This window comes from Micromonospora sp. R311 (assembly GCF_056780015.1).
On sequence record NZ_JBSWCE010000011.1, the window covers coordinates 130,866 to 154,407 of the forward strand.

The following is a 23,542-nucleotide window of genomic DNA, read 5'->3' on the forward strand; positions in this document are numbered from 1 at the left end:
CGACGTCACTAGCTGGACGGGTCGGTGAGCCGCCAGGCCGCGTTGATCAGACCGATGTGCGAAAGCGCCTGCGGCGTGTTGCCCAACTGCGCGCCGCTGCTCAGGTCGATCTGCTCGCTGAGCAGGCCCAGGTCGTTGGTGTGCTCGATCACCCGCTCGAACAGCCGCTGGCCGCGCTCCCGCTCACCGGCCAGCACCAGGCACTCCACCAGCCAGAACGAGCAGAGCAGGAAGCCGGCCGGATCGGTGTTCCAGCGCCGCACCAGCCCGTCGGGGGTGCCCAGTTCCCGCTCGACCGCCTCGATGGTGGCGCGCATCCGCGGGTCGGTCGCCGGCAGGAAGTGCACCACCGGCAGGAAGAGCGCCGAGGCGTCCAGCTCGGTCGAGCCGAAGGCTCCGGTGTACGCGCCGATCCGGTCGTTCCAGCCCTCGCGCAGCACGGTGTCCCGGATCTCGTCCCGGATCGCGGCCCAGCGCCGGGGGTCGGCACGGTCGCCGAGCCGGGGCGCCAGCGCCACCGCCTTGTCCATGGCCGCCCAGCAGAGCACCTTCGACGACAGGTAGTGCCGCTCGACGTCCCGGATCTCCCAGATCCCCCGGTCGGGCAGGTGCCAGGTGGCGGCCACCTGCTCGGTCAGCCCGAGCACCATCTCGCGCAGTTCCTTCTCGAAGCTGGTGCCGAGGTAGTCGCGCAGCTGCCAGACCGCCGAGATCACCTCACCCGGGACGTCCAGCTGGCGTTGCCGCCAGGCGTCGTTGCCGACCCGCACCGGCGAGCTGCCGGCGTAGCCGGGCAGGTGCACGAGTTCGTGCTCGGAGAGGTCCCGCTCCCCCTCCAGGCCGAACATCACCGGCACCGGCGTGTCCCCGACCTGGCCGATCGAGCGGGCCACCCAGGCGAAGAGGCGGGACGCCTCGTGCGGGCAGGCGGCCACCCAGAAGGCGCGCAGGGTCATCGCGAAGTCGCGCAGCCAGGAGCAGCGGTAGTCGTAGTTGCGGTCGCCGCCGAGCTCTTCGGGCAGCGAGGTGGTGAGCGCCGCGGCCACCGACCCGCTGCGGGCGTACGTCAGCCCGGTCAGCACGGTCGCGCTGTGCCGGACCAGCTCCGTGTAGCGGCCGGGATAGTTGTGCGCCTCCCGGTAGGCCTCCCACGCCTGCACCGTCTCGGCGAGCGCGACGGCCGGGTCCAGGCGCGCCGGCGGGCTCCCGTAGGCGTGCCCGTACGCCAGGTCGAAGCCGACCACGTCACCGCCGGAGACCTCGAACTCCTGCCGGACCCGGTCCTGGCCGGCGTGCAGCGGCAGGTCCGGGCAGCGCAGCGTCAGGGTCACCGAGCCGCACGCGGCCAGCACCCCGCCGTCCGGCTGGTCGTGCAGGTACGGGGTCAGCAGCCCGTAGTCCGGCCGGGGGCAGCAGTCGAGCTGCATCCGCACCCGGCCACTGAGCCCCTCGACCACCCGCACCAGCACCGCCGGGGAGTTCATGCCCAACTGGTGCCCGCGGGCGCCGAGCTCGGCGGCGAGCGCGTCGGTCACCGCGACGCTGCCCTCGGGCGTGTGGTGCACGGTGCGCAGCACCAGCGTGTCCGGCCGGTAGGAGCGCTCCACCCGGTGCCCGGGCCGGCCGGCGGCGACCGGCGCCAGGAGCCAGTGCCCGGCGCGGGGACCGAGGAGCCGGCCGAAGACCGACGGGGAGTCGAACCGGTCCGGGCACCACCAGTCGATCGAGCCGTCCCGGCCGACCAGCGCGCCGGAGCGGCAGTCGGAGAGGAAACCGTAGTCGGAGATCGCCGGCTGGGTCACCCGCTGCGGGTACCCGGATCCACCCGCCTCAGACGAGGGCCGTGGCGACCCGCACGAGCTGGCGCGGCCCCCGCCGGGTCCACGGGGTACCTGGTGGGCTGCCGCGCCCCTCAGAGTCATCAGGCCTTCCGGACACCCACCTGGCGAGCCGCACCGCGCCGCGGCGTCCCGACCCGGGTGGCCGTACCGCTGCCCGACCCGTTCAGGAGGTGGGCGGCTCGTCCTCGCCGGCGGCCTCCGCCGCGTCGGCCTCCTCCTTGGTGCGGTGCACCGCCTGGTCGGCGTGCTCCGGCGGGCCGTAGACGGTGTACAGGACCAGCGGGTTCGGCCCGGTGTTGACGAAGTTGTGTTTCGTGCCCGCCGGCACCACCACCAGGTCGCCCTGGACGACCTCGCGCTTCTCGCCCGCGACCCGGGCCTCGCCGGTGCCGCTGACGAAGGTCAGGATCTGGTCGATGTCCTCGTGCACCTCCTCGCCGATCTCACCGCCCGGCGGAATCGTCATGATCACCAGCTGGGTGTGCGCACCGGTCCACAGCACCCGCCGGAAGTCCGGGCTCTTCTCGGCGACGGTCGCGATCGTGAAATGCTCCATGCCGCGCTCATACCCGGTCCGGCCCCGCGTCACGCCGGGACTGGCAGATGGTGGAATTTGCCACTGAATCGAGGTTTGGTTCCCCCGAGGACGGGGATCGAGACCCTTGACCGGTGCAGCGGGCCGGTCGAGCCAGGTCCCCGCTGACGTACCGCCGTACGGCTGCGGTGGCGGGAGACGGCCAGAGCGCGGCGACGTTTCGACCCGGGTCGAGCGGCGCCGTGCGCTCGTCTGCGCGACCGGAGGATCGCCGACCGGTCAGGAGAGCACCGTCAGGTGGAACGGCCGGTCCGCGACGCTGCCGTCGCCGGCGAAGGTGGAGACGAAGACGCCGTTCGGGATTCCGGTGCGGCCGGCCACGGCCACCTGGCCCGAGGGCGCGACACCGGCGCTGCCGGGCAGTCCGATCGTTCCCACGTACCCGGCGGCGGTCACGTCCTGGTCGAAGATGACCTGGTATTTGCCCCGCGCGAGGCGGGTGGCCTGCGCCGCGCCGAGCCCGCGGATCAGGTCGCCGTCGGCGGTCACCACCGCGAAGAGCACCCGCGCGGTCGCGGGCAGGCCGACGGTGGCGCAGGTGGTGACCTCCGCGTCGGCACGGGCGGTGTCGTCGTCCCCCGGATCGGGCTGTGCCGGCCCGCGCCGGGACCTGGGGCTGGACATCGTGCCCTCCCGGGCCGCCCGGTCAGGCGGCCATGAGGCAGTTGTTGCGGCAAGGGAGAATCATCGCCGATCACACCCTTTGTCACCGAACGTATGTCGCGACCGATCCGGCAACCAGGCCGGCCGCTGTCCGATCATGGACACTCGACCGGTTCCGCCGCAGGTCAGCGCCGGTGCCGGGTCAGTCGTCGGGAGCGGCCACCGGTTCCCGCCCCACGCAGCGCACCTTCAGCTCGTACTCGCCGGCCGGGCCCTCGAAGGTCACCTCGACGTCGTCGTCCGGCCCACGGTCGACCTCGCCGACCCGGTAGCCCTGGGCCGGCGCCCAGGACACCAGCCACACCCCGCCGGGCACGCACTCGGCCGTCGCGGTGCCGCCGGCGGTGGTGAACATCCGCCGACCCGCGGCCGGCCCGCTCGGCGACGCGGCACCGGTGGGCGGCGCGGGCGACGCCCCGCCCGGCGACGCGGCGGGCGGCTCGGCGGAGGCCAGTGCCCGCTCGACCTCCCGCTGGCTGAGCACCCCGCCCGGGGTGCCGGTGATGCTCTCCCCCACCAGCCGGATCGCGGCCAGCCCGATCAGGGTGGCGAGCGCGGCGGTGGCCAGCCACCCGGCCACGGCGAGGATCGAACGGCGGCGCATCACCCGACTATCCCCGATCCACGGTTGGGCGTGGCACCGGACGACCCTAAGGGAGGGTTAACGGCGACCGCCGGACCAGCCGGCGGCGGATAGCCTGCCAGCTGTGGCCCGCCTGCTGCTCATCGAGGACGACCTGACGATCCGGACGCCGCTGATCCGGGCGCTGCGCGAGCGCGGGCACGCGGTGGCGGCCGCGTCGACCGCTATGACCGGCCTGCGCGACGCTCTCGACGACCGGCCCGACCTGGTCGTGCTCGACCTCGGGCTGCCCGATCTGGACGGGCGCGAGCTGCTGCGGATGCTGCGGGCGGTCAGCGTGGTGCCGGTGATCGTGGCCACCGCCCGCGACGACGAGACCGAGATCGTCCGGGTCCTGGACGCGGGCGCCGACGACTACGTGGTCAAGCCGTTCACCGCCGCCCAACTCACGCGCGGATCCGGGCGGTGCTGCGCCGCGGTCCGGCCGGCGCCGGCCCGGACCACCCGACGCTGGTCGTCGGCGGGCTGCGGATCGACCCCCGGTCCCGCCAGGTGAGCCTGGACGGCCGACCGGTCGAGCTGACCCCGCGCGAGTTCGACCTGCTGCACCACCTGGCCGGTCGGCCGGGCGAGGTGGTCACCAAACGGGAGCTGCTCACCGAGGTCTGGCAGATCCCGTACGGCGGCGCGGACAAGACCGTCGACGTGCACCTGTCCTGGCTGCGCCGCAAGCTGGGCGAGAGCGCGCAGCAGCCCCGGTACCTGCACACCGTGCGCGGGGTCGGGGTACGGCTGGAGTCGCCCGGGGAGGCCGGGTGAGGGCGCGACTGGCGCTGCTGGTGGCCGCGGTCAGCGTGCTCACCCTGGTCGCCTTCCTGGTGCCGCTGGCGCTGCTGGTGCGTACGGTCGCCGAGGACCGGGCCACCGTCCGGGCGACCGCGGACGTGCAGAGCCTGGTGCCGGTGGTGGGGACGGAGGATCCGGAGACGATCCGGCTGACCGTCGAGCAGCTCGCCGCCGAGTCCGGCCGCCCGGTCAGCGTCTTCCTCCCGGACGGCACCGTGCTCGGCGCTCCCGCCCCGCGTACGCCGGCGGTGGCCCTGGCCGAGCGGGGGCGCAGCCTGACCGCGGAGTCGGCGCGGGGCCGGGAGGTGGTGATCGCGGTGCAGGGCCGGCCGGACGGCACCGGGGTGATCCGAACGGTGGTCCCGCGCGCCGAGCTGAGCGCCGGGGTGACCCGGTCCTGGCTGGTGCTGGCCCTGCTCGGGGCGCTGCTGGTGGTGATCGGGCTGGCCGTCGCGGACCGGCTGGCGCGCACCCTGGTCCGGCCGATCAGCGAGCTCTCCGCGGTGTCGCACCGGCTGGCCGGCGCCGAACTGGACGCCCGGGTGGAACCCGCGGGGCCGGCCGAGCTGCGGGAGGTGGCCGGCGCCCTGAACCACCTGGCCGGGCGGATCCAGGTGTTGCTGGCGCAGGAACGCGAGCGGGTGGCGGACCTGTCGCACCGGCTGCGCACGCCGCTGACCGCGCTGCGGCTGGAGGCCGAGTCGCTGCGCGACGCACAGGAGGCGGCCCGGGTCACCGCGGCGGTGGACGGGCTGGAACGGGCGGTCACCGGCCTGATCCGGCAGGCCCGCTGGCGGGCGCCGGCGGCGGGCGCCGCGGTCGCGGACGCGGCCGCGATCGTGGCCGAGCGGGTCGCCTTCTGGTCGGTGCTGGCCGAGGACACCGGACGGGCGGTCACCCTCGACCTGGCCCCCGGGCCGCTGCCGGTCGCCGTGCCCGCCGACGAGTTGGCCGCCGCCGTGGACGCGCTGCTCGGCAACGTCTTCGCGCACACCCCGGACGGCACCGCGTTCGGCGTCCGGCTCGGCGTGGAAGCGGGGCAGGTGGTGCTCGCCATCACCGACGAGGGCCCCGGGATCCCGGCCGGTACGGTCCGGCGGGGCGCCAGCCAGGCCGGGTCGACCGGTCTCGGGTTGGACATCGCCCGCCGGGCGGCCCAGGCCGGCGGCGGCCGGCTGGAGCTCGGCAGCACCCCCGGCGGCGGCGCCGAGGTGCTGCTCACGTTCGGCCCGCCGGCCGCCTGAACCCGGGCCGGTCGGCCTTAACCCGGCCTTAGCGTCCGGGCAGCGCGCCGCTATCCCGTTCCGCCGGATCCTCGTAAGCGGCAACCGAGGAAAGGTGGACGAGATGAAGCGCAACTCCCTGATCCTGGCGTCGCTCGGCGCCGCAGCCGTGCTCGCGGTGACCGGGGTGGCCCTCGGCGCGGCGGCGGCCGACGGCGAGCGGGCCGGGCCGAGCGCCCTGGCCGCCGCGACGACCGCGCCGAGCGCCGCCGGCACCCCGGACGGCAGCCGCACCCCGGACGACGACGCGACCAGCGCCACGCCCACCGGCGACCCGACCAGCGGCTCCCCGGCCGCGACCGGCGGCGCACCGGCGACCGGCGGCGACGCGGTGAACCAGCAGCGGGCCGGCGAGATCGCGCTGGCCGCGGCCGGCGGCGGCCGGATCACCGAGGTCGAGGCGGAGCAGGAGCACGGCCGTCCGGTGTGGAGCGTCGAGATTCTCGCCGGCGCGACCGAGCACGAGGTCGACGTGGACCGGGAGACCGGCGCGGTGGTCAAGGCCGAGCAGGAGCCGGTCGACGACGATGACGACGACTCCGACGACGACCGCGACGACGACTCCGGCCACGACGACGATGACGACGGTGACGACGACTGAGCCGGCACCGGTGCCGCCGCCCCTCGTGCAGCCGGGCGGCGGCACCGGCGTGGACCGGTGTGCCGCGCGGCGCCGTCCACCCGAACGTTCCGGTGACGATCGACGATGTCTGGCCTAGGCTGAGGTATGGAGCCCGCCCACGGGGGTCGGGCGGCGGAACCGGTCTACCGCCCCGTCCTCGCCTGCCGGCGGGGTGAGCTGGAAGCGCTCGGCCACCTCGACGGCGTCGCCGTTTCCCTGCTCGCCCCGATGCTGCTGGTGTCCACACCGGACGCGTACACACTGGACGCGCTCGGCCGGTTGCCCGAGGGTCTGGTGCCGGCCGTCGACGTCAGCGCCCTGCCCGACCTGCCGGAGACCGAGCTGGTCCGGTGGGGCGTACCGCTGGTGCCGGTGGTGGGGCTCGCGGACAGCGACCGGCGGCTCGCCGCGCACGGCCTGACGGCCCGGGAGTACGCCCACCGCGCGGTGGTGCGGCTGCGGGTGGCCCAGGACCGGGCAGGGCCGGACGCCACCACCGGTGCCGTGGAGCGGGTGTGGCGGTTCACCCGGCTGGTGCCCGAGCAGTGCGACCTGCTGGTGGACGCGGGCGACGTGTGCTGTCCGGCCGACGTGCGGGTGGCCGAGCCGCGGGTCCGCCGGTTGCTGGACTGGGCGCGCCGGCACGCCTGGCGGTCGGTGACCGTGGCGGCCGGCGGGATGCCGCCGAGCCTGTCCCGGCTCCCGACCGACGAACCGGTCCGCCTGGAGCGCTGGGACTGGCTGCTCTGGCAGCGCCTGGCCGACCTCGGCGTCGGCTACGGCGACTACGGGGTGGTCTCCGCCGTGCCCGCGGCGGACCACCCGGCGGACCGGCTGCCCACCGTGCGCTACACGGCCGACGGTGAGTGGTGGGTCTACCGCTGGTCGCGGCGGGGCGGGCGGGGCGACGACCGGTTCGCCGACCTGTGCCGCACCCTGGTCTCGGCGCCGCACTGGCCCACCGCCGGCGCGGCCTACTCCTGGGGCGACCACGAACTCCTCCGCCGCGCCCGGCGGGTGGCCGGCGCCGGCTCGGCGACCAACTGGGCGGCCTGGAGCACCTCGCACCACCTGGCGCACGTGCTGGCCACGCTGCTGCGCCCGGACGCCCGGCCAGCGCGGCCCGGGGCGCCGGGCCGTCCGGCCCGGGCGCGGGGCGAGCAGACCCGCCGGGCCGGCTGACCGGGCCCGGCGGACTACCAGGGCCTACTTCTCGGTGAACCCGAACTGGATGATGCCCTCGTCGTCGACGGTGGCGTCCACCGAGGCGTCGCCGAGCAGCTCGGCCGCGTCCGGGTCGAGGAAGATCCGGGCGCCCTGGTTGTCCACCACCTGGTCGCCCTGCGCCGGCTGGGCGGCCAGTTCGACGGTGAGCGAACCGGCGCCGGTGTCGGCGGCGATACGCACCCCGCCCTCGTCGGCGACGTCCTGCTGGTTGGCGAGGTCGCGGATGACCATAACGGCGTTGTCGGTCATGGTGAGCATGGCGGAACTCCTCGTGGATTTCTCGGATTCACGACGCGGGCCAGACTCGGCCCACGGACGAGCACACGTGGGAGGCGATGGCGGGGTGATGGTCGTCCCCGTCGCGTCGGGGCAGCTGGAGGCCCCCTTCACGGCCTACGGTGCCCGCTGCCGCCGGATCCGTCAAATAGACCGGGATCAGTTCGCGGCGGTCGCCGGGGCGAGCAGGGCGCGGATGTCGCGTACCGCCGCACGCCCGGCCCGGTTGGCACCGATCGTGCTCGCCGAGGGCCCGTACCCGATCAGGTGAATCCGCTCGTCGGCCACCACCCGGGTGCCGTCCATGGTGATACCCCCGCCCGGGCCGCGTAGGCGCAGCGGGGCGAGGTGGTCCAGCGCGGCCCGGAAACCGGTGCACCAGAGGATCACTTCGGCGGCGACGAACCGGCCGTCGTCCCAGGCCACGCCGTCCGGCGTGATCCGGTCGAAGACGGGTAACCGGTCCAGCACGCCGCGCTCGCGCAGCCGGCGCAGCTCGGGGGTGAGCGGCAGCCCGGTCACCCCGACCACGCTCGACGGCGGGCGACCGGCGCGGACGGCCTGCTCGACCAGGGCCACCGCGGCGCGGCCGTGCTCCGGGCCGAACTCGCCGGCCCGGAAGTCCGGCGGCCGCCGGGTCACCCAGGTCGTCTCGGCGGCGACGGTGGAGACCTCGCCGAGCAGTTGCACGGCGGAGGTGCCGCCGCCGACCACCACCACCCGCCCGCCGGCGAACTCGTCGGGTCCCCGGTAGTCGGCGGTGTGCAGCTGGCGACCCCGGAACAGCGACCGGCCCGGGTAGTGCGGCCAGAACGGCCGGGTCCAGGTGCCGGTGGCGTTGATCAGGGCCCGGGTGGACCACCGGCCGTGGTCGGTCGCGACGTCGAGGCGACCGTCGGGGCGGGAGGTGACCGCGCGGACGTGGACCGGCCGGCGCACCGGCAGGCCGAACTCCCGCTCGTACGCGGCGAAGTAGCCACTGACCACCTCGGCCGCCGGGCGGCCGGGGTCGGCCGCCGGGAAGGGCATGCCGGGCAGCTCGTGGAAGCCGTGCACCCGGTCCAGCCGCAGGGTCGGCCAGCGGTGCCGCCACGCCCCGCCCGGGCCGTCGTCGCCGTCGAGGACGACGAAGCCCGTACCGGGGGTGAAACCGGTGCGGCGCAGGTGGTATCCGGCGGAGAGGCCGGCCTGACCGGCCCCGATCACCAGCACGTCGACGTCGCGGGCGTCCATGTGCCGTGCAACAACGCCGGCCGCCGGCGGCTGCCCGCCCGGGAGCGTCTCTCCGCTCACACCGCGCCCGCGGTCCGGCCGGATCGGTGGACGGTGGAACCGGTCCACCGCCCCCGGGGTCTGATCGAGCGGGATCGAGGCGTGGAGGCGGGATGGGCGGGCGGGGCAGGTGGCGGGCACTGTTCCCGGCGGTGGCGCTGGGACTGCTGCTGCTGACCGGGTGCGAGGGGGTGGGGGTGGCCGACGCGCCGGACGAGGGCCGCGCGTCGTATCAGGCGTGGGGGCTCAACGAGGCGTCCAGCGACCTCGACGGCGAGGACCGGACGGTGGTGCTCAACGGCGACCTGGAGCGGGACAGCGGGGCGTTCTTCACCGTCGACGGGCGGTGGGACGCCGAGGGGTTCGTGCTCGACGACGCCTCCGCCGAGCAGGTACGTGCCCTGGCCGGGCGGCTGCCGGAGCGGACCGGCGACCCGGCGTGCCGCCGGCTGGTGCTGGTGCGCGACGGCCTGGCCGACCGGGCCGTCGCCGTCCTGGCCCCGGACGAGCAGCCGCCGGGCGGGCCGGTGACCGCCCGCCGGCTGGACGGGTGACCGCACCGCGGCGGCAGCCCCGCACCGCACCGCCGGACCGGGCGGGCCGCAATTTTCTTTCGGCCTTGGCACTTCTCTGGCAGATATCTCCATGACAGCATCGACGCATGCATCGACGTCTCTTCCCCCGGACGCTCGCGCTGGTCGCGCTGGTCGCCGCCGCGGCCACCGCCGGCGCGCCCGCCGCCACCGCCGAATCGCCGACGCCCGCGGCGACCCGCCTGAACGCCACCATCGACGCGATCCTGGCCGACTCCCGGCTCGCCGGGGCGCAGGCCTCGGTGGTGGTGGTCGACGCCGCCAGCGGGGAGACCGTCTACAACCGCAACGGCGACCGGCGGCTGATCCCCGCGTCCAACACCAAGCTGCTCACCTCGGCCGCCGCGCTGGAACTGCTCGGCCCCGGGCACCGGTTCCACACCGACGTGCTGGCCACCGGCACCCGCCGGGCCGGGGTGCTCTCCGGCGACCTGCACCTGCGCGGCGGCGGCGATCCGACCCTGCTCGCCGCCGACTACGACGCGCTCGCCGCCCAGGTGGCCGCGGCCGGCGTCCGGCTGGTCACCGGGAACCTGGTCGCCGACGACACCCGCTACGACCGCACCCGGCTCGGGCCGGACTGGACCTGGGACGACGAGCCGTACTACTACGCCGCGCAGGTGTCCGCGCTGACCGTGGCGCCGGACACCGACTACGACGCCGGCACGGTCATCGTGCACGCGGCGCCGGGTGCGGCCGCCGGCGACCGGCCGGTGCTGACCACGACGCCGCCGACCGGGTACCTCCGGTTCGACAACCGGGCCGAGACGGTGGCCGGCGGCGGGACGTCGATCTCCTTCGAGCGCGAGCACGGCAGCAACACCGTCGTGGTCACCGGCCGGATCGCCGTCGGCGACGAGCCGGCGAGCGACTGGGTGACGGTCTGGGAGCCCACCGGGTACGCCGCCGACGTCTTCCGCGCGGCGCTGCGCAAGCACGGCGTACGGGTGCTCGGCCGGTCCGTCCTGGGCCAGCCCACCCCGGCGACGGCGACCGCCGTGGCCCGGCACGAGTCGATGACCCTGGCCGAGCTGATGGTGCCGTTCCTCAAGCTCTCCAACAACGGCCACGCCGAGGTGCTGACCAAGGAGATCGGCCGGGTACGCGCCGGCTCGGGCACCTGGTCGGCCGGGCTCGGCGAGATCAACCGGTACCTCGCCGGCGCCGGGATGGACACCGGCACGCTGCGCCAGCGGGACGGCTCCGGGCTGTCCCGGCGCAACCTGGTGCCGGCGGACGAGTTCGTGGACCTGCTCGCCGCGGTCCGCGCCGAACCCTGGTTCGACGCCTGGTACGCGGCCCTGCCGATCGCCGGCGAGCCGGAGCGCTTCGTCGGCGGGACGCTGCGCAGCCGGATGCGGGGCACCCCGGCGGCCGGCAACGTGCACGCCAAGACCGGCAGCCTGACCGGTGTCTCCGGCCTCTCCGGCTACGTCACCGACGCCGACGGCCGGGTGCTGGCGTTCTCGATCCTGCTGAACAACTACCTCGCCTCGTCGGTGAAGCCGCTGGAGGACCAGATCGCGATCGCGCTGGCCGCGTACCGCGAGCAGAGCGTGAGCACGGCGCGGGTGGCGCCGCCGGCGGCCCCCGAGGCGTCCGCGGCGCCGGAGGACCGGGAGTGCTCCTGGGTGAAGCCGATCGCCTGCTGACACCGGTGCGGGCCCCCGCTCCGGGGGCCCGCACCGGTCAGGCGCGGGGCCGGCGCGGCGGCGGCACCGCGGCGGCCGGGTCGCCCCGCTCGATCAGCGCGGCGATGTCGGCGGCGCGCAGGCCGCGCAGCGCCAGCACCCGGGTCCCCCACCGGTGCAGCCGGCACGGATGCGGGCTGGCGTCGTTGCGGCACACCGTGCCGCCGGACCAGCGCCGGGGCGCGTGCACCACCACCGCCCGCACCGCGAACTGGGCGTCCTCGACGGTCACGTACGGCGGCAGTGGGATCTCCCGGAGCACCTCCCCGGCCGGCTCCCGCGCGGCGGCCGGTCGGACGGTACGGGTGGTGCTGCTCATCGGCGGACCCTCCATACAGGAACGTCGGACTGGACAGCAGAAAGCTACGACGCCTCCGACCCGGCGCGACGGACAAACTGTCCCGGTGTCCGGGTGGCTCAGCCGGCGGCCCGGGACCGCAACCGGGCGGCCGTGCGGGCGGGGTCGTAGTCGGCCGGCACCCCGTCGACGATGAGCGTCGCGCCGTCGATGTGCCGGGTACGCAGCGGCAGGATCTCCCGGTAGGCGGGCGAGTCGTACCAGGCGCGGGCGCGGTCCAGGTCGGGGAACTCGACGATGACCACGGTGCCGGGCCACTCGCCCTCCTTGACCTCCACCTCGGCGCCGTGCACCCGGAACCGGCCGCCGAACGGGTCGAGGGTGGCCTGGATCCGCTCGATGTAGGTGAAGATGTCCTCGTTGAGCTGCGGGTTCCGCAGGTGAGCGAGCGCGAACGCGGGCATGGGTGTCCTCCCCCTCGTGACGGCGGCCGGCGGTGCGCCGGGCCGCTGTGGGGAGTCTGCGGCCACCCGGGTCGCGGTGTCGATGACCTCCGGGGTAACGGCCGGCCGCTGCGGCCCGTACGACGGGGAGAGAACCGCTGGTCAGCGCAGGGCGAGCGCCTGGAGGCCCACGCTGCCGCACTCCCCGGTGAACACCTCCTCGGCCACCCAGTTCAGCACCAGCCGGGCGCCCTTGGGCGCCTGGAACCGGATGGTGAACTCGGCGGACCGCAGGGTGTGCGGATCCTCCACCCGCAGCGTCCGGCTCAGGTCGCCGGTGGAGAGCCGGACCTCGAGCCGGCCCCGGGCCATCCAGACCTCGGCGTACAGGCGCACCGTGCGCGCCTCGCCGCCCGCCGCGACGGCCAGCGCGAAGCCGCTGCCGGCACCGCAGGTGTAGACGCCGGTGGGGGTGCCGTCGGCCGAGCTCACCGGCACGCCGTCGCGCCAGCTGACCGTCTCCTGGTTGGCGTCCCAGCCGCCCCGGACGCCGCGGCCGCCGGCGTCGACCAGTTCACCCGAGCCGTCGCGCTTGCGGACGGTCGAGTCACCACCGTTCAGTCCCCAGTGGATCCAGTCGCGGGCGCCCGCCACGGTCAGGTCCACCCGCCCGGGCACGTCGCGCTGCTCGACGGTGAGGGTGGGACGGACCGGGGGCGCGGGCGTCGCGGCGGCGGACGGGGTCGGGCTCGGCGGGCGTTGGCGGGGCTGCAACCCGGGTGATGCCGGACCGGTGGGCGGATAGCGCACCTCGGCGCCGGTGACCGCGCTCGGCCCGCCGATACCGGCCGGCACGCCGCCCGGGTGGGCCGTCTCCCCGCCCTGATCCGGCCCCGGCTCGACGGCGAGGTACGACACCAGGGCGGCCAGGCAGGCGAGCACCGTGAACCCCTCGAGCACCCAGCGGCGGCGCTGCCGGAACCGGGCCAGCCGGCGCAGCGCCTCGCCGGCGGGGGCCGGCCACGGAAGGGTCGAGCGGTGCCGGGCCGGGGTGCCGGCCGCCCGGTGACCGGCCGCCCGGCCGGTCGCACCGGCGCCCGCCCGGGTGAGGTCTTCCTCCGCCACCGACCCTCCACTCCCCACCGGCCCGCCCCCGGTGGCACGCGCCGCCGGCGGTGAGCCGTCCCACGTTCGCACCGGCGCGATCGTTCCACCACATGTGGACGGTCGCGTGCCCGGCTGTTACCGCAAGGTAGCGGACGTTACCCGAGTGGGGAATCCCGGTCCGGTTCAGCGCCGCTCGCGCCGCCGCAACCCCCGGCCCGGATGCCAGCTCTCGATGACCAGGTGGTCCGCCGGGTCGCCCACCCGGGTCAGCACCACCTCGGTCAACTCGATCCGGAACCGGTGCGAGCCGTCCTCGCCCGGCGGTTCCTCGTGCGCCAGCCCGGCGATCTTCGCGTCGCCGTCCCAGGCCCGCGGATCGTCCTCGGGAGCGTCCTCGGTCGGGCAGTGCAGCGCCACCCGCGGGTCACGCCGCAGGTCGAGGGCCTTGAGCGCGCCGGCCATGCTGCCCAACCGCAGCTGATCGGGGCCGAAGTCGAACTCGGTGCCACTGATCCGCGGCGAGCCGTCGCGGCGCAGCGTCGCCATCGTGCCGTGCTTGCGCACCGTGAAGCGGGCACGCACCCGCTCGGCGAAGTCGGGTTGCTCATCGACGAGGTCGGACCACCATGCCATGCCACCCAGCCTGGCAGGGAAACCTGACAGCCGGCGGCGCCTTTCTCAGCGGATCTCGAACCCGAGCGCCTGGGCGATCACCACCGCCTGCCCGGCGTCGACGATCGCCCCGGCCCGCTCCACCACCGTCGGGTCGAGCGCGGTCAGGTCGCTACCCCGCAGGTCGGCGCCGGCCAACCGGGAGCTGTGCAGCTGCGCGGCGGACAGGTCGACGCCGGTGACCGTGGCGCCGGTCAGGTTGGCGCCGGTGAGGTCGACCTCGCGCATCCGGACGTCGGTGATCCGGACCCCGCGCAGGTCGGCGCCGGGCAGCGCGACGAACGACCAGTCGCCGCCGGCGATCGTCAGCGGCCGCAGGTCGCACTGGGCGAAGCTGCTGCCGACCAGCTTGCAGCCGGCGAACTCGGCCTCGAAGAGGTTGCACCGCGCGAAGGTGCAGCGGGTGAAGGCGGAGTCGGTGTGCCGGGAGGCGTTGAACCGCACGTTGCCGAAGGTGCACCCGTCGAAGACCGCACCCTGGCTGACCGCCTCGGTGAGGTCGACATGGTGGAACGTGCAGCGGACGAAGTGCCGGTCCACCAGTTCCTCGCCGTACCAGTCCTCGTTGCGGAAGGTCGCGTCCTCGGTCAGCTCGGGCATCCGGCCACGCTAGCGGCGGGGACTGACAGGTGTGGCCGCCAGCCCTTCCGGCCGGGGGTACCGCCGAGTAGGTTCGGCGGCGTGAGTGTGGCACGCAGCATCGACCCGGATCAGATCGGCTTCGACCCCGCGCGGCTGGCGCGGATCGACGAGCACTTCGGCAGGTACGTCGACGCCGGCCGGCTGGCCGGCTGGCAGGTGGTGGTCACCCGCCGCGGCGAGGTCGCGCACGCCTCGACGTACGGGCTGCGGGACGTCGAGGCCGGCCGGCCGGTGGAGCCGGACACGCTGTGGCGGATCTACTCGATGACCAAGCCGGTCACCTCGGTCGCGGCGATGATGCTCTGGGAGGAGGGCCGGTTCGAGCTGACCGACGAGATCAGCCGCTGGCTGCCCGAGTTCGCCGACCTGCGGGTCTACTCCAAGGGATCGACGCTCAAGCCGTACACGGTGCCGGCGATCGAGCCGATCCGGGTCTGGCACCTGCTCACCCACACCGCCGGCCTGACGTACGGCTTCATGCAGACCTCGGTGGTCGACGGCCTCTACCGGGCCGCCGGCTACGACCTGTACCCGCCGACGGACGTCGACCTGGCCACGGCCTGCCGGGCCTTCGCCGAGCTGCCGCTGCTGTTCCAGCCCGGCACGGCGTGGGGCTACTCGGTCGCCACCGACGTGCTCGGCCGGCTGGTCGAGGTGGTCTCCGGGCAGAGCCTGGACGCGTTCCTCGCCGACCGGATCTTCCGCCCGCTCGGCATGACCGACACCCACTGGTGGGTCGACGGCGACGCCGCCGACCGGCTCGCCGCGCTCTACGCGCCCGACCCGCGCTCCGGCCGGGCGTTCCGCTACGACAAGCTGGGCGCCCTGGCGTACGAGAAGCCGTCCTTCCTCTCCGGCGGGGGTGGCCTGGTCGCCAGCGCCGCCGACTACCACCGGTTCACCCAGATGCTGCTGCGCGGCGGCGAACTGGACGGGGCACGCCTGCTCGGCCCCCGCACGGTGCGCTTCATGACCCGCAACCAGCTGCCCGGCGGGCAGGACCTGGGCACCCTGTCCACCGGCGGCTTCGCCGAGACCACCCTCGACGGGATCGGCTTCGGGCTCGGCTTCGCCGTGGTGGAGGATCCGATCCCGAGCCGGGTGCCGAGCAGCGTCGGCGAGTACTACTGGGGCGGTGTGGCGAGCACGGCGTTCTGGGTGGACCCGGTCGAGGAGATCACCGCGCTGCTCTTCACCCAGCTGCTGCCGTCGAGCACCTACCCGCTGCGGCCGCAGCTGCGCCAACTGGTCTACTCCGCCCTGGTCGACTGACCGGGATCGCCGTTCCACGGACGGGCGACGGGACCGCTCCATAGCCTGGGAACCGTGAGCAACATCGTCGTGTTCGGGGCGGGTGGCACCGCGGGCTCGCGGGTCACCGCCGAGGCGGTCAACCGGGGGCACCGGGTGGTCGCGGCGGTGCGGCGCCCGGAGGCCATCTCGTACCTGCCGCCCGAGGTGCACGTGGTGACCGGCGACGCCACCAGCGAGCGCAGCGTGCGGGAGCTGGCGCCGGAGACGGACGCCATGGTGGTGGCCATCGGCGGCGGCGAGCACGGGCTCTGGCTCGCCGCGGCGCGGAACCTGGTCACCACGCTGCGCGGGATGCCGGACGCGCCCCGGATCATCCACCTGGGCGGCGGGTCCACCCTGCTCACCCCGAAGGGGACCCGCTACCTCGACGAGCCGGACTTCCCGCAGGAGTACCGCCCCTCGGCGCTGGGTCAGGCCGAAGCCCTGGACTACTACCGCTCCTCGGCCGACGGGGTGCGCTGGACGTACGTGTCACCGCCACCGTTGGAGTTCCACCCGGGCGAGCGCACCGGGCACTACCGCACCGGCGGCGACCAGCCGGTCACCGACGACCAGGGCCGCTCGGTGCTCAGCTACGAGGACCTGGCGGTGGCGATCGTGGACGAGATCGAGAACCCGCGGCACGAGAACGCCCGCTTCACCGCCGCGTACTGACCGGACTCAGTCGGCCAGGCGGGCGGGGAAGCCGCCGGTGGCGATCGGTCCCCAGTTGTCGATGGTGACCCGGATCAGCGACTTGCCCTGGCGCACCATCGCCTGCCGGTACTCGTCCCAGTCCGGGTGCTCGCCGGAGATGCAGCGGAAGTACTCCACCAGCGGCTCCAGCGCCTCGGGCAGGTCGAGCACCTCGGCGGTGCCGTCGATCTGCACCCAGGGGCCGTTCCAGTCGTCGGAGAGCACGCACGCCGACACCCGCGGGTCGCGGCGGATGTTGGTGACCTTGGCGCGCTCCGGGTAGGTCGAGACGACCAGCCGGCCGGCGGGGTCCACGCCGGCGGCGACCGGCGACGACTGCGGCCGGCCGTCGGCCCGGGTGGTCATCAGGATGACCTTGTGCCGGGGCCGGATGAAGTCGAGCAGGGCATCCCGGTCGACCCGGGTGTTCGTCGCGATGCTTCTTGCCACCGCTCGTTTCTACCAGAGCCGGCCGGACAGCGAGACTTTCCGAAGATCAACTCCGGTTAGCGGATATCGGGGTGACCCACCCGGACGGTCACCTCGACATCCCGTAGCTCGTGTCGATCATGCTCCGCGGAGGGGTCGAGCAGCGGGTCAGCGGGGGCGGACGGGGGCGTGCCCGCCGGCCGGCTGCGCCGGGACCCGGGGGCGGGCGTTCGGCCGCCACGCCCGGCCGTTCGCGTAGATCACCCGGAAGCCCAGGTAGGACGCCAGCGGCGCCCAGTGCGCCGAGCCCATCCGCAGCTCGGCGGCGTTGTGCCGCTGCCCGTTGGCCAGGACGTCGAGCAGCACGGTTTCGAAGGCGGCCGATTCGACCCAGTCCACGTCCCGGGTGTAACCGCAGATCAGGGCGGCTCCGGTGACCTCGAGGAATTCGCGCAGCACCGCGTCCGAGGCGCGGAGCACCGAGCAGCTGCCGAAATAGAGCCGGCGACCGTCGCAACGTCCGGCCATCAACTGCGCGACGTCGGCGAGTTCGACGGAGTTCCAGTCGGTCAGGCAGAGCCGGCTCGGCTCGCCGTGCATGGCGAAGAAGCCGACCCGGTAGTCGGCGTACTGCTTGAGCAGCCAGCGGTCGAGGAAGTAGAACAGCTCGTCGCGGGTGGCCGCGTCCCGGTGGATGAACCGGATCTTCCCGAGCCGCTCCAGCAGCTCCAGCGTGGGTAGCACGGAGCCCCGTTCGTTGAGGTCCCGGTGCCACTGCCCCTCGACGCAGAAGACGCCACCGCGTGCCACGCCCACCTCCGCCAGTCCGCCGCCCGGCGCTGACGTTACCGGCCGCGCCCGACCGGAGGACATCACCCTCGGTGTCGCCGAATGCGACGTGGCGTGCCGTTCTGCTGCGCCTGCGCCTCGTCGGTGGTGAGTGGGTGTTTCGCGAATGGGTCCAATTCCCAGCCAAGACCCAGGAACGGCGAATCATGAGGACAATTCTCGTTTATCGCCTCCTAACCCTCCGGTCGGTGTCAAGGTGGGAATCGCGGGACGTCCCGGTCGATGTCCCGGATGCCACCCCAATCCCACTCCTATCGGGAGGACTTCTGTGCGCGTAAACACCTTGAAGCGGGTCGCCGTCGCGTTCGCCCTGGCGTTGCCGGGGGCCGCGATCGCCACCGTGGTCGCCGCGCCAGCGGCCCATGCCGACGGCTGCTACACCTGGAACCGGAATCTCTACCAGGGCCGATCCGGCGACGACGTCCGCCAGCTGCAGCTACGGGTCGCCGGCTGGGCCGGCAACCGGGACATCGTCGAGCTGGACGGCCGGTTCGGCCCGAAGACCGACGCCGCGGTCCGGCGCTTCCAGGCCGCGTACGGGCTGCGGGTGGACGGGGTCGCCGGCCCGCAGACGTACGCCAAGCTCTACGAACTCCAGGACAACGACTGCACGCCGCGGCACTTCAGCTACACCGAGATGGACGACGGCTGCGGCCGGGGCGGGTGGAGCGGGGGCCCGCTCTCGCCCGCGGAGACCCGACAGAACGCGCTGCGCACCATGTGGAAGCTGGAGGCGTTGCGGCACAGCATGGGCGACAAACCCATCTACGTGAGCAGCGGCTTCCGCAGCCGCGCCTGCAACGACCAGGTCGGTGGCGCGTCGGACAGCCAGCACCTCTACGGCAACGCCGCCGACATCACCTCGCGCACCAGCTCCCTCTGCCAGCTGGCCCGGGACGCCCGGAACCGGGGCTTCAGCGGGATCTACGGCCCGGGCTACCCGGACCACGACGACCACGTGCACGTGGACTCGCGGCGGGAGAACAACCGGGACAACACCTCGAACACCACCAGCTGGTCCGCGCCGGACTGCGTGATCGGTGCCGGCAACGACTGAGACACCACGGCCGACGCCGGCCCGGGCGGGGAAGGGGGAACCCCGCATCCGGGCCGGCGTCGTCCTGCCCCGGCGGGCGCTGGCGGCCGTACCTCCGCTCAGCTCGCCCGGGGCCAGCGCGGCGCGGTGGCGGGGGGAGCCACCGGCCGGGTGGGGTTGCCGGGTCGGACCACGGGCCGCGTGCCCGGCGCCGGCACCCGCGCGGCCTGGCCGTGCAGCGGGTAGCCGGCGCGTGACGTCGCGGCGGTGCGCGCCGGCGCGGGACCGGTCGCGGTGAACGGGAAGGGCACGTGCACGAACGGGTTGCCGTGCCGCACCAGGGCGTCGATCTGCCGCTCGTTGAGCCCGTGTGCCTCCAGCACCCGCCGCCCCCAGCGGTGCAGCCGGCACGGGTACGTCGCGCCGTCGTTGCGGCACAGCGGCCCCGCCGGCCACTCCTCGGCGGCGTGCACCACCACCGCCCGCACCGCGAGCCGGACGTCCTCGGGGGTCAGCGGCGCCGGGACCGGCACCTCACCCAGCACCTGGTCGATGGGATCCGTCGACTGCTCACCAACTCGCACGGTAGGCCTCCCGCGGTTCCGGCAGCGGTGCGGCTGACCCGCCGCACCGCATCCTCGGCCAGTGGTACGGCCCCCGTCCCCCGAAAGTTCAATCCGGGTACCTCAGCGCGGAGCCCGTGGGCGGAACGCTCACCGATGGAACACTCATCGGTGAGCGTTCCATCGGTGAATGTCTCCGGGGCTGCTCAGACCAGGCCGGCGTCGTGCACCAGCAGGGCCACCTGCACCCGGTTGTTGAGGTCCAGGCGGGTCAGCAGCCGGGAGACGTACGCCTTGACCGTCGCCACGCTCATGTACAGCTCGGCGGCGATCTCGGCATTGGTACACCCCTGCCCGAGGGCGACCGCGACCTCCCGCTCCCGCTCGCTGAGCCCGGCCAGCAGCCGCAGTGCCCGCTCCCGGCGCGGGTCCGCCCCGGCCGGGGTCCCCGGGCCGGTGACGTGGTCGATCAGCTTCCGGGTCACGGTCGGGGAGAGGGTCGCCTCCCCCGCCGCCACCCGGCGCACCGCCCGCACGATCTCGGCCGGTGGGGTGTCCTTGAGCAGGAACCCGCCCGCCCCGGCCCGCAACGCGCGCAGCACCTGGTCGTCGGCGTCGAAGGTGGTCAGCACCAGCACCTCCGGCGGCCGGGGCAGCGCCCGCAGCGCCTCGGTGGCGGCCAGCCCGTCGAGCCGGGGCATCCGGATGTCCATCAGCACCACGTCCGGCGCGTACGCGGCGACGGCGGCGGGCACCTCGCTGCCGTCGGCGGCCTCGCCGACCACCAGCAGGTCCGGCACGCCGCCGAGGATCATCGACAGGCCGGCCCGCACCAGCGCGTCGTCGTCCACGATCAGCACCCGCACCGGCCCGTCGGCGCCCGCTCCGGGCGCACCCGGGGCCGGCCCGGTCACGCCGGCCACGGCAGCCAGGCGGCCAGCCGGAAGTCGCCGGAGTCGTCGCGGCCGTGCTCCAGCCGCCCGCCGGCCAGGTGGACCCGTTCGGCGATGCCGACCAGACCGGTGCCCGCGCCGGGGATCTCCGGGCCGGTGAGACCCCCCACCGGCCAGCGGTTGCGGATCTCCACGGTCAGCCCGTCGCCGGGGGCGCCGGCCACGTCGACGGTGACCGCGGCGCCGGCCGCGTGCTTGCGGGCGTTGGTCAACCCCTCCTGCACGATCCGGTAGACGCTGCGGCCGACCGCGGCCGGCACCCGCTCCGCCGCGCCGACCAGGTCGCGCACGCTGACCCGGACGCCGGCCGACCGGGACTCCTCGATCAACGCGGGCAGGTCGTCCAGGGTGGGCTGCGGGCGTTCCGGGGCCTGCCCGGCACCGGTCTCCGCGCGGAGCACCCCGATCACCTCCCGCAGGTCCTGCAATGCGGCGTGCGCGCTGCCGCGGATCACCCCGGCCGCCTTCGCCACCTCCTCCGGCGGGGCGTCCGGACGGAACTCCAGCGCGCCGGCGTGCAGGCTGAGCAGCGAGATCCGGTGCGCCAGCACGTCGTGCATCTCCCGCGCGATCCGGGTGCGCTCCAACTGCCGGGCCTGCGCCACCCGCAACTGCTGCTCCGCCTCGGCCCGCTCGGCGCGTTCCCGCAGCGACACGATCAGCTGCCGCCGGGCCCGGACGAACATCCCCCAGGCCAGCACGGTCAAGCTGAGCACGACCCCCCACGCGGTGCTCACCCAGTAGGGCATGTCCGGTTCCGGGCGCAGGTAGGCGAAGGCGAAGTTGGTGCAGAGGCCGGCCGCGGTCATGGCCAACGCCACCGCGGTACGTCGGTGCACCACCAGGGTGAAGTAGATGATCAGCAGCGGGATGGCGGAGGCCATCGAGAACGCGGTCAGCGGCAGGGTGGCCACCGCCAACCCGAGCGGCCACCGCCGGCGCAGCCAGAGCAGCCCGCAGCAGACCAACCCGACCAGGGCGTCCGCCGCGATCATCCAGTCGTACGGCGGCGGCGCGGCGAGTTCCGGGTCCGGGGTGGCGGCGTCCAGGGTGACCAGCAGGACCCAGCCGAGGGAGAGCAGGAAGGCCAGGCCGTCCACGATCCAGTCGCGGGTGGTGCGCCGCGGGTGCGCGCCGGTGCGGCCCGCCGCCTCGGTCAGCACGCCGGGCAGCAGCCAGGGGTGGTCCGGTGCGGCGGCGGTGCTGGTCACCTGGCCATGCTAGGCAGCCGCCGCGAACGCCGACCAGCTACCAAAGTCGAGACCTCGACCTCGACCAAGGTAGCCGCGAGGCGAGACCGCCGGCCGCTGCGGGTGACCGACCGGCTCCGGCAGTGTCCTCGGCATGATCACCGTCGAACACCTCACCAAGCGGTACGGGCGGCACACCGCCGTCGACGACGTGACGTTCCGCTGCGAGCCGGGCACGGTCACCGGATTCCTCGGCCCGAACGGCGCCGGCAAGTCCACCACCCTGCGGATGATCTGCGGGCTCACCCCGCCGACCTCGGGCGGCAGCACCGTCGACGGGGTTCCCTACCAGCGGCTGCCCAACCCGGGCCGGGAGGTGGGCGTGCTGCTGGACGCCTCGGCGCAGCACGCCGGGCGGACCGGCCGGGAGGCGCTGACCGTCGCGGCCCTGACCATGGGGATGGACCGCCGCGAGGTGGCCGCCACGCTCGACCTGGTCGGGCTGGACGAGACCGCCGCGAAGCGCCGGGTGCGGGCGTACTCGCTCGGCATGCGGCAGCGCCTCGGCCTGGCGCACGCACTGCTCGGCGACCCCCGGGTGCTGATCCTCGACGAGCCGGCCAACGGCCTGGACCCGGAGGGCATCTTCTGGATGCGCGGGCTGCTGCGCGACTTCGCCGACCGGGGCGGCACCGTGCTGCTCTCCTCCCACCTGCTACGCGAGGTGGAGGCGGTGGCCGACCGGCTGGTGGTGATCGGCGGCGGCCGGATCGTGGCCCAGGGCGACAAGGACGAGCTGCTGGCCGGCGCCGGGACCCGGGTCCGGGCCCGGGACCAGCAGGCCCTGCGCCGGGCGCTGGCGGCCGCCGGCCTCGACGTGGCCGGTGGCACCGACGGGGGGCTGCTGGTGCACGCCGAGGCCGAGGCGGTCGGCCAGGCCGCCGCCGACGCCGGCGTGGCGCTCACCGAGTTGCGACCCGCCGACAGCGGCGGCCTGGAGCAGCTCTTCCTCACCCTCACCGTCGGCGAGACCCGCGGCGCCGACGAGACCCGGGCCGCCACCGAGCCGACCAGGGAGACCGTCCGATGACCACCACCGCCGCCGCCACCGCACCCGCCGCCCCCCGGCACCGCCCGGGCGTACGCCGGCCCTCGCTGCTCCGGCTCACCGGCGTGGAGCTGCGCAAGCTCGTGGACACCCGGGCCGGGCTCTGGCTGCTGATCACCATCGGGCTGGTCGCCGCCGCCATCGTCGTCCTCCAGCTGAGCTACGCCGAGGACGCGGAACAGACCTTCACCAACTTCTTCATCCCGTCACTGCTGCCGGTCGGGATCCTGCTGCCGGTGCTGGGCATCCTGTCGATCACCAGCGAGTGGTCGCAGCGCACCGCGCTGACCACGTACGCCCTGGTGCCCCGCCGGGCGCGGGTGATCGTCGCGAAGCTGGTGGCGGTGGTGCTGGCCGCGCTGGCGTCGGTGCTGGCCAGCGTGGCGGTGGCCGCCGTCGGCACCCTGGTCGCCGGGGCCACCGGCGGCGCCGGCACCTGGCGGATCGAGGCATCGCTGCTGCTGAACGCGGTCGTGCTCCAGGTCGCCAGCGTGCTGATGGGCGCCGGCTTCGGCCTGCTGCTGCTGAACACCCCGCTGGCCATCGTCACCTACCTGGTGCTGCCGACCCTCTGGACGGTCCTCGGCGAACTGGTCCGGCCGCTGCGTGGCCCGGCCGGCTGGCTGGACACCGGCCGGACCATGGAGCCGCTGTTCACCCCCGACGTGACCGCCGGGCAGTGGGGACGGCTCGCGGTGTCGCTGCTGGTCTGGCTGGTCGTGCCGGTGGTCGCCGGCCTGGTCCGCACGCTGCGGCGCGAGGTGTCGTGAC

26 protein-coding genes and 1 pseudogene are annotated in these 23,542 nt (G+C 74.7%); 11 read left to right on the top strand and 16 right to left on the bottom strand.

What is annotated here, in order from left to right; genetic code table 11:
• Positions 1-8: 8 nt before the first annotated feature.
• The 4 genes from AC1WTP_RS12045 to AC1WTP_RS12060 all read right to left on the bottom strand — a co-directional run bounded on the left by AC1WTP_RS12045 (position 9) and on the right by AC1WTP_RS12060 (position 3,703).
• Positions 9-1,802 carry a glycoside hydrolase family 15 protein gene (locus tag AC1WTP_RS12045; protein ID WP_481649310.1) on the bottom strand — a complete coding sequence of 598 codons (1,794 nt, stop codon included), beginning with the start codon at positions 1,800-1,802 and terminating at the stop codon, positions 9-11.
• Positions 1,803-2,004: 202 nt separating this feature from the next.
• Positions 2,005-2,397 carry a cupin domain-containing protein gene (locus AC1WTP_RS12050; RefSeq protein WP_088995725.1) on the bottom strand — a complete coding sequence of 131 codons (393 nt, stop codon included), beginning with the start codon at positions 2,395-2,397 and terminating at the stop codon, positions 2,005-2,007.
• 258 nt (positions 2,398-2,655) lie between these two features.
• Positions 2,656-3,060, bottom strand: a complete 405-nt coding sequence (locus AC1WTP_RS12055) for a hypothetical protein (protein ID WP_481649311.1) — start codon at positions 3,058-3,060, stop codon at positions 2,656-2,658.
• Between the two features lie 181 nt (positions 3,061-3,241).
• Positions 3,242-3,703: a septum formation initiator gene (locus AC1WTP_RS12060; protein ID WP_481649312.1), complete on the bottom strand. Its 462-nt coding sequence runs from the start codon at positions 3,701-3,703 to the stop codon at positions 3,242-3,244.
• Positions 3,704-3,806: 103 nt separating this feature from the next.
• On the opposite strand from AC1WTP_RS12060, the pseudogene AC1WTP_RS12065 reads away from it, so the two are divergent.
• The 4 genes and pseudogenes from AC1WTP_RS12065 to AC1WTP_RS12080 all read left to right on the top strand — a co-directional run bounded on the left by AC1WTP_RS12065 (position 3,807) and on the right by AC1WTP_RS12080 (position 7,615).
• Positions 3,807-4,501 (top strand): annotated as a pseudogene (locus tag AC1WTP_RS12065) (response regulator transcription factor).
• Positions 4,498-5,772, top strand: coding sequence for a sensor histidine kinase (locus tag AC1WTP_RS12070; protein ID WP_481649313.1), 1,275 nt, complete (start codon positions 4,498-4,500; stop codon positions 5,770-5,772). Before AC1WTP_RS12065 ends, AC1WTP_RS12070 begins: the two are co-directional and overlap by 4 nt.
• Before the next feature lie 103 nt (positions 5,773-5,875).
• On the top strand, positions 5,876-6,412 hold the full coding sequence (locus AC1WTP_RS12075) for a PepSY domain-containing protein (protein WP_481649314.1): 537 nt from the start codon (positions 5,876-5,878) through the stop codon (positions 6,410-6,412).
• A gap of 126 nt (positions 6,413-6,538) precedes the next feature.
• Entirely contained in the window at positions 6,539-7,615 is a 1,077-nt protein-coding gene (locus tag AC1WTP_RS12080; protein ID WP_481649315.1) for a beta family protein, read from the top strand.
• A 24-nt stretch (positions 7,616-7,639) separates the two neighbouring features.
• On the opposite strand, the gene AC1WTP_RS12085 is transcribed toward AC1WTP_RS12080, so the two are convergent.
• Entirely contained in the window at positions 7,640-7,918 is a 279-nt protein-coding gene (locus tag AC1WTP_RS12085) for an adhesin (protein WP_481649316.1), read from the bottom strand.
• A 177-nt stretch (positions 7,919-8,095) separates the two neighbouring features.
• Entirely contained in the window at positions 8,096-9,169 is a 1,074-nt protein-coding gene (locus tag AC1WTP_RS12090; protein WP_481649317.1) for an NAD(P)-binding domain-containing protein, read from the bottom strand.
• A gap of 152 nt (positions 9,170-9,321) precedes the next feature.
• On the opposite strand from AC1WTP_RS12090, the gene AC1WTP_RS12095 reads away from it, so the two are divergent.
• Both AC1WTP_RS12095 and dacB read left to right on the top strand, forming a co-directional pair.
• A complete protein-coding gene (locus AC1WTP_RS12095; RefSeq protein ID WP_481649318.1) occupies positions 9,322-9,762 on the top strand; it encodes a hypothetical protein in 441 nt (146 codons plus the stop codon).
• A gap of 107 nt (positions 9,763-9,869) precedes the next feature.
• Entirely contained in the window at positions 9,870-11,453 is a 1,584-nt protein-coding gene (gene dacB / locus AC1WTP_RS12100; RefSeq protein ID WP_481649319.1) for a D-alanyl-D-alanine carboxypeptidase/D-alanyl-D-alanine endopeptidase, read from the top strand.
• A 37-nt stretch (positions 11,454-11,490) separates the two neighbouring features.
• Here the strand turns inward: dacB and AC1WTP_RS12105 are convergent, their stop codons facing one another.
• The 5 genes from AC1WTP_RS12105 to AC1WTP_RS12125 form a co-directional block, all read right to left on the bottom strand.
• Positions 11,491-11,811 carry a hypothetical protein gene (locus AC1WTP_RS12105; protein ID WP_481649320.1) on the bottom strand — a complete coding sequence of 107 codons (321 nt, stop codon included), beginning with the start codon at positions 11,809-11,811 and terminating at the stop codon, positions 11,491-11,493.
• Positions 11,812-11,909: 98 nt separating this feature from the next.
• Positions 11,910-12,254, bottom strand: a complete 345-nt coding sequence (locus tag AC1WTP_RS12110) for a DUF1330 domain-containing protein (RefSeq protein WP_481649321.1) — start codon at positions 12,252-12,254, stop codon at positions 11,910-11,912.
• A gap of 141 nt (positions 12,255-12,395) precedes the next feature.
• On the bottom strand, positions 12,396-13,358 hold the full coding sequence (locus AC1WTP_RS12115) for a hypothetical protein (protein WP_481649322.1): 963 nt from the start codon (positions 13,356-13,358) through the stop codon (positions 12,396-12,398).
• 165 nt (positions 13,359-13,523) lie between these two features.
• Positions 13,524-13,973, bottom strand: coding sequence for a pyridoxamine 5'-phosphate oxidase family protein (locus AC1WTP_RS12120; protein ID WP_481649323.1), 450 nt, complete (start codon positions 13,971-13,973; stop codon positions 13,524-13,526).
• A 45-nt stretch (positions 13,974-14,018) separates the two neighbouring features.
• Complete coding sequence (locus AC1WTP_RS12125) at positions 14,019-14,612, bottom strand: pentapeptide repeat-containing protein (protein ID WP_481649324.1); 594 nt, start codon at positions 14,610-14,612, stop codon at positions 14,019-14,021.
• A gap of 81 nt (positions 14,613-14,693) precedes the next feature.
• Between AC1WTP_RS12125 and AC1WTP_RS12130 the strand changes: the two genes are divergently transcribed.
• On the top strand, positions 14,694-15,926 hold the full coding sequence (locus AC1WTP_RS12130; RefSeq protein ID WP_481649325.1) for a serine hydrolase domain-containing protein: 1,233 nt from the start codon (positions 14,694-14,696) through the stop codon (positions 15,924-15,926).
• A gap of 54 nt (positions 15,927-15,980) precedes the next feature.
• Positions 15,981-16,622, top strand: coding sequence for an NAD(P)-dependent oxidoreductase (locus tag AC1WTP_RS12135; RefSeq protein WP_481649326.1), 642 nt, complete (start codon positions 15,981-15,983; stop codon positions 16,620-16,622).
• 6 nt (positions 16,623-16,628) lie between these two features.
• On the opposite strand, the gene AC1WTP_RS12140 is transcribed toward AC1WTP_RS12135, so the two are convergent.
• Together AC1WTP_RS12140 and AC1WTP_RS12145 are read right to left on the bottom strand one after the other, a co-directional pair.
• On the bottom strand, positions 16,629-17,093 hold the full coding sequence (locus AC1WTP_RS12140) for a PPOX class F420-dependent oxidoreductase (RefSeq protein ID WP_481649327.1): 465 nt from the start codon (positions 17,091-17,093) through the stop codon (positions 16,629-16,631).
• Between the two features lie 147 nt (positions 17,094-17,240).
• Positions 17,241-17,882, bottom strand: a complete 642-nt coding sequence (locus AC1WTP_RS12145; protein ID WP_481649328.1) for a DUF6642 family protein — start codon at positions 17,880-17,882, stop codon at positions 17,241-17,243.
• Positions 17,883-18,189: 307 nt separating this feature from the next.
• Between AC1WTP_RS12145 and AC1WTP_RS12150 the strand changes: the two genes are divergently transcribed.
• On the top strand, positions 18,190-18,978 hold the full coding sequence (locus tag AC1WTP_RS12150; protein ID WP_481649329.1) for a D-Ala-D-Ala carboxypeptidase family metallohydrolase: 789 nt from the start codon (positions 18,190-18,192) through the stop codon (positions 18,976-18,978).
• Between the two features lie 98 nt (positions 18,979-19,076).
• On the opposite strand, the gene AC1WTP_RS12155 is transcribed toward AC1WTP_RS12150, so the two are convergent.
• The 3 genes from AC1WTP_RS12155 to AC1WTP_RS12165 all read right to left on the bottom strand — a co-directional run bounded on the left by AC1WTP_RS12155 (position 19,077) and on the right by AC1WTP_RS12165 (position 21,684).
• Positions 19,077-19,541: a hypothetical protein gene (locus AC1WTP_RS12155; RefSeq protein ID WP_481649330.1), complete on the bottom strand. Its 465-nt coding sequence runs from the start codon at positions 19,539-19,541 to the stop codon at positions 19,077-19,079.
• Positions 19,542-19,726: 185 nt separating this feature from the next.
• Complete coding sequence (locus AC1WTP_RS12160) at positions 19,727-20,452, bottom strand: response regulator (protein ID WP_481649363.1); 726 nt, start codon at positions 20,450-20,452, stop codon at positions 19,727-19,729.
• Positions 20,431-21,684, bottom strand: coding sequence for a sensor histidine kinase (locus AC1WTP_RS12165; RefSeq protein WP_481649331.1), 1,254 nt, complete (start codon positions 21,682-21,684; stop codon positions 20,431-20,433). The genes AC1WTP_RS12160 and AC1WTP_RS12165 overlap by 22 nt, the downstream gene beginning before the upstream one ends.
• 133 nt (positions 21,685-21,817) lie before the next feature.
• Between AC1WTP_RS12165 and AC1WTP_RS12170 the strand changes: the two genes are divergently transcribed.
• Both AC1WTP_RS12170 and AC1WTP_RS12175 read left to right on the top strand, forming a co-directional pair.
• Entirely contained in the window at positions 21,818-22,753 is a 936-nt protein-coding gene (locus AC1WTP_RS12170) for an ABC transporter ATP-binding protein (protein WP_481649332.1), read from the top strand.
• Positions 22,750-23,541 (top strand): ABC transporter permease, encoded by a 792-nt coding sequence (locus AC1WTP_RS12175; protein WP_481649333.1) that lies wholly within the window; start codon positions 22,750-22,752, stop codon positions 23,539-23,541. Before AC1WTP_RS12170 ends, AC1WTP_RS12175 begins: the two co-directional genes overlap by 4 nt.
• The last annotated feature ends 1 nt before the right edge of the window (position 23,542 follow it).

What these genes read in the sequence shown, in the direction of transcription:
- AC1WTP_RS12050 (WP_088995725.1), bottom strand. Translation starts at nt 2,397, where the DNA reads ATGGAGCATTTCACGATCGCGACCGTCGCCGAGAAGAGCCCGGACTTC.
- AC1WTP_RS12055 (WP_481649311.1), bottom strand. Translation starts at nt 3,060, where the DNA reads ATGTCCAGCCCCAGGTCCCGGCGCGGGCCGGCACAGCCCGATCCGGGG.
- AC1WTP_RS12060 (WP_481649312.1), bottom strand. Translation starts at nt 3,703, where the DNA reads ATGCGCCGCCGTTCGATCCTCGCCGTGGCCGGGTGGCTGGCCACCGCC.
- AC1WTP_RS12075 (WP_481649314.1), top strand. Translation starts at nt 5,876, where the DNA reads ATGAAGCGCAACTCCCTGATCCTGGCGTCGCTCGGCGCCGCAGCCGTG.
- AC1WTP_RS12080 (WP_481649315.1), top strand. Translation starts at nt 6,539, where the DNA reads ATGGAGCCCGCCCACGGGGGTCGGGCGGCGGAACCGGTCTACCGCCCC.
- AC1WTP_RS12085 (WP_481649316.1), bottom strand. Translation starts at nt 7,918, where the DNA reads ATGCTCACCATGACCGACAACGCCGTTATGGTCATCCGCGACCTCGCC.
- AC1WTP_RS12090 (WP_481649317.1), bottom strand. Translation starts at nt 9,169, where the DNA reads ATGGACGCCCGCGACGTCGACGTGCTGGTGATCGGGGCCGGTCAGGCC.
- AC1WTP_RS12095 (WP_481649318.1), top strand. Translation starts at nt 9,322, where the DNA reads ATGGGCGGGCGGGGCAGGTGGCGGGCACTGTTCCCGGCGGTGGCGCTG.
- dacB (WP_481649319.1), top strand. Translation starts at nt 9,870, where the DNA reads ATGCATCGACGTCTCTTCCCCCGGACGCTCGCGCTGGTCGCGCTGGTC.
- AC1WTP_RS12105 (WP_481649320.1), bottom strand. Translation starts at nt 11,811, where the DNA reads ATGAGCAGCACCACCCGTACCGTCCGACCGGCCGCCGCGCGGGAGCCG.
- AC1WTP_RS12110 (WP_481649321.1), bottom strand. Translation starts at nt 12,254, where the DNA reads ATGCCCGCGTTCGCGCTCGCTCACCTGCGGAACCCGCAGCTCAACGAG.
- AC1WTP_RS12120 (WP_481649323.1), bottom strand. Translation starts at nt 13,973, where the DNA reads ATGGCATGGTGGTCCGACCTCGTCGATGAGCAACCCGACTTCGCCGAG.
- AC1WTP_RS12125 (WP_481649324.1), bottom strand. Translation starts at nt 14,612, where the DNA reads ATGCCCGAGCTGACCGAGGACGCGACCTTCCGCAACGAGGACTGGTAC.
- AC1WTP_RS12170 (WP_481649332.1), top strand. Translation starts at nt 21,818, where the DNA reads ATGATCACCGTCGAACACCTCACCAAGCGGTACGGGCGGCACACCGCC.
- AC1WTP_RS12175 (WP_481649333.1), top strand. Translation starts at nt 22,750, where the DNA reads ATGACCACCACCGCCGCCGCCACCGCACCCGCCGCCCCCCGGCACCGC.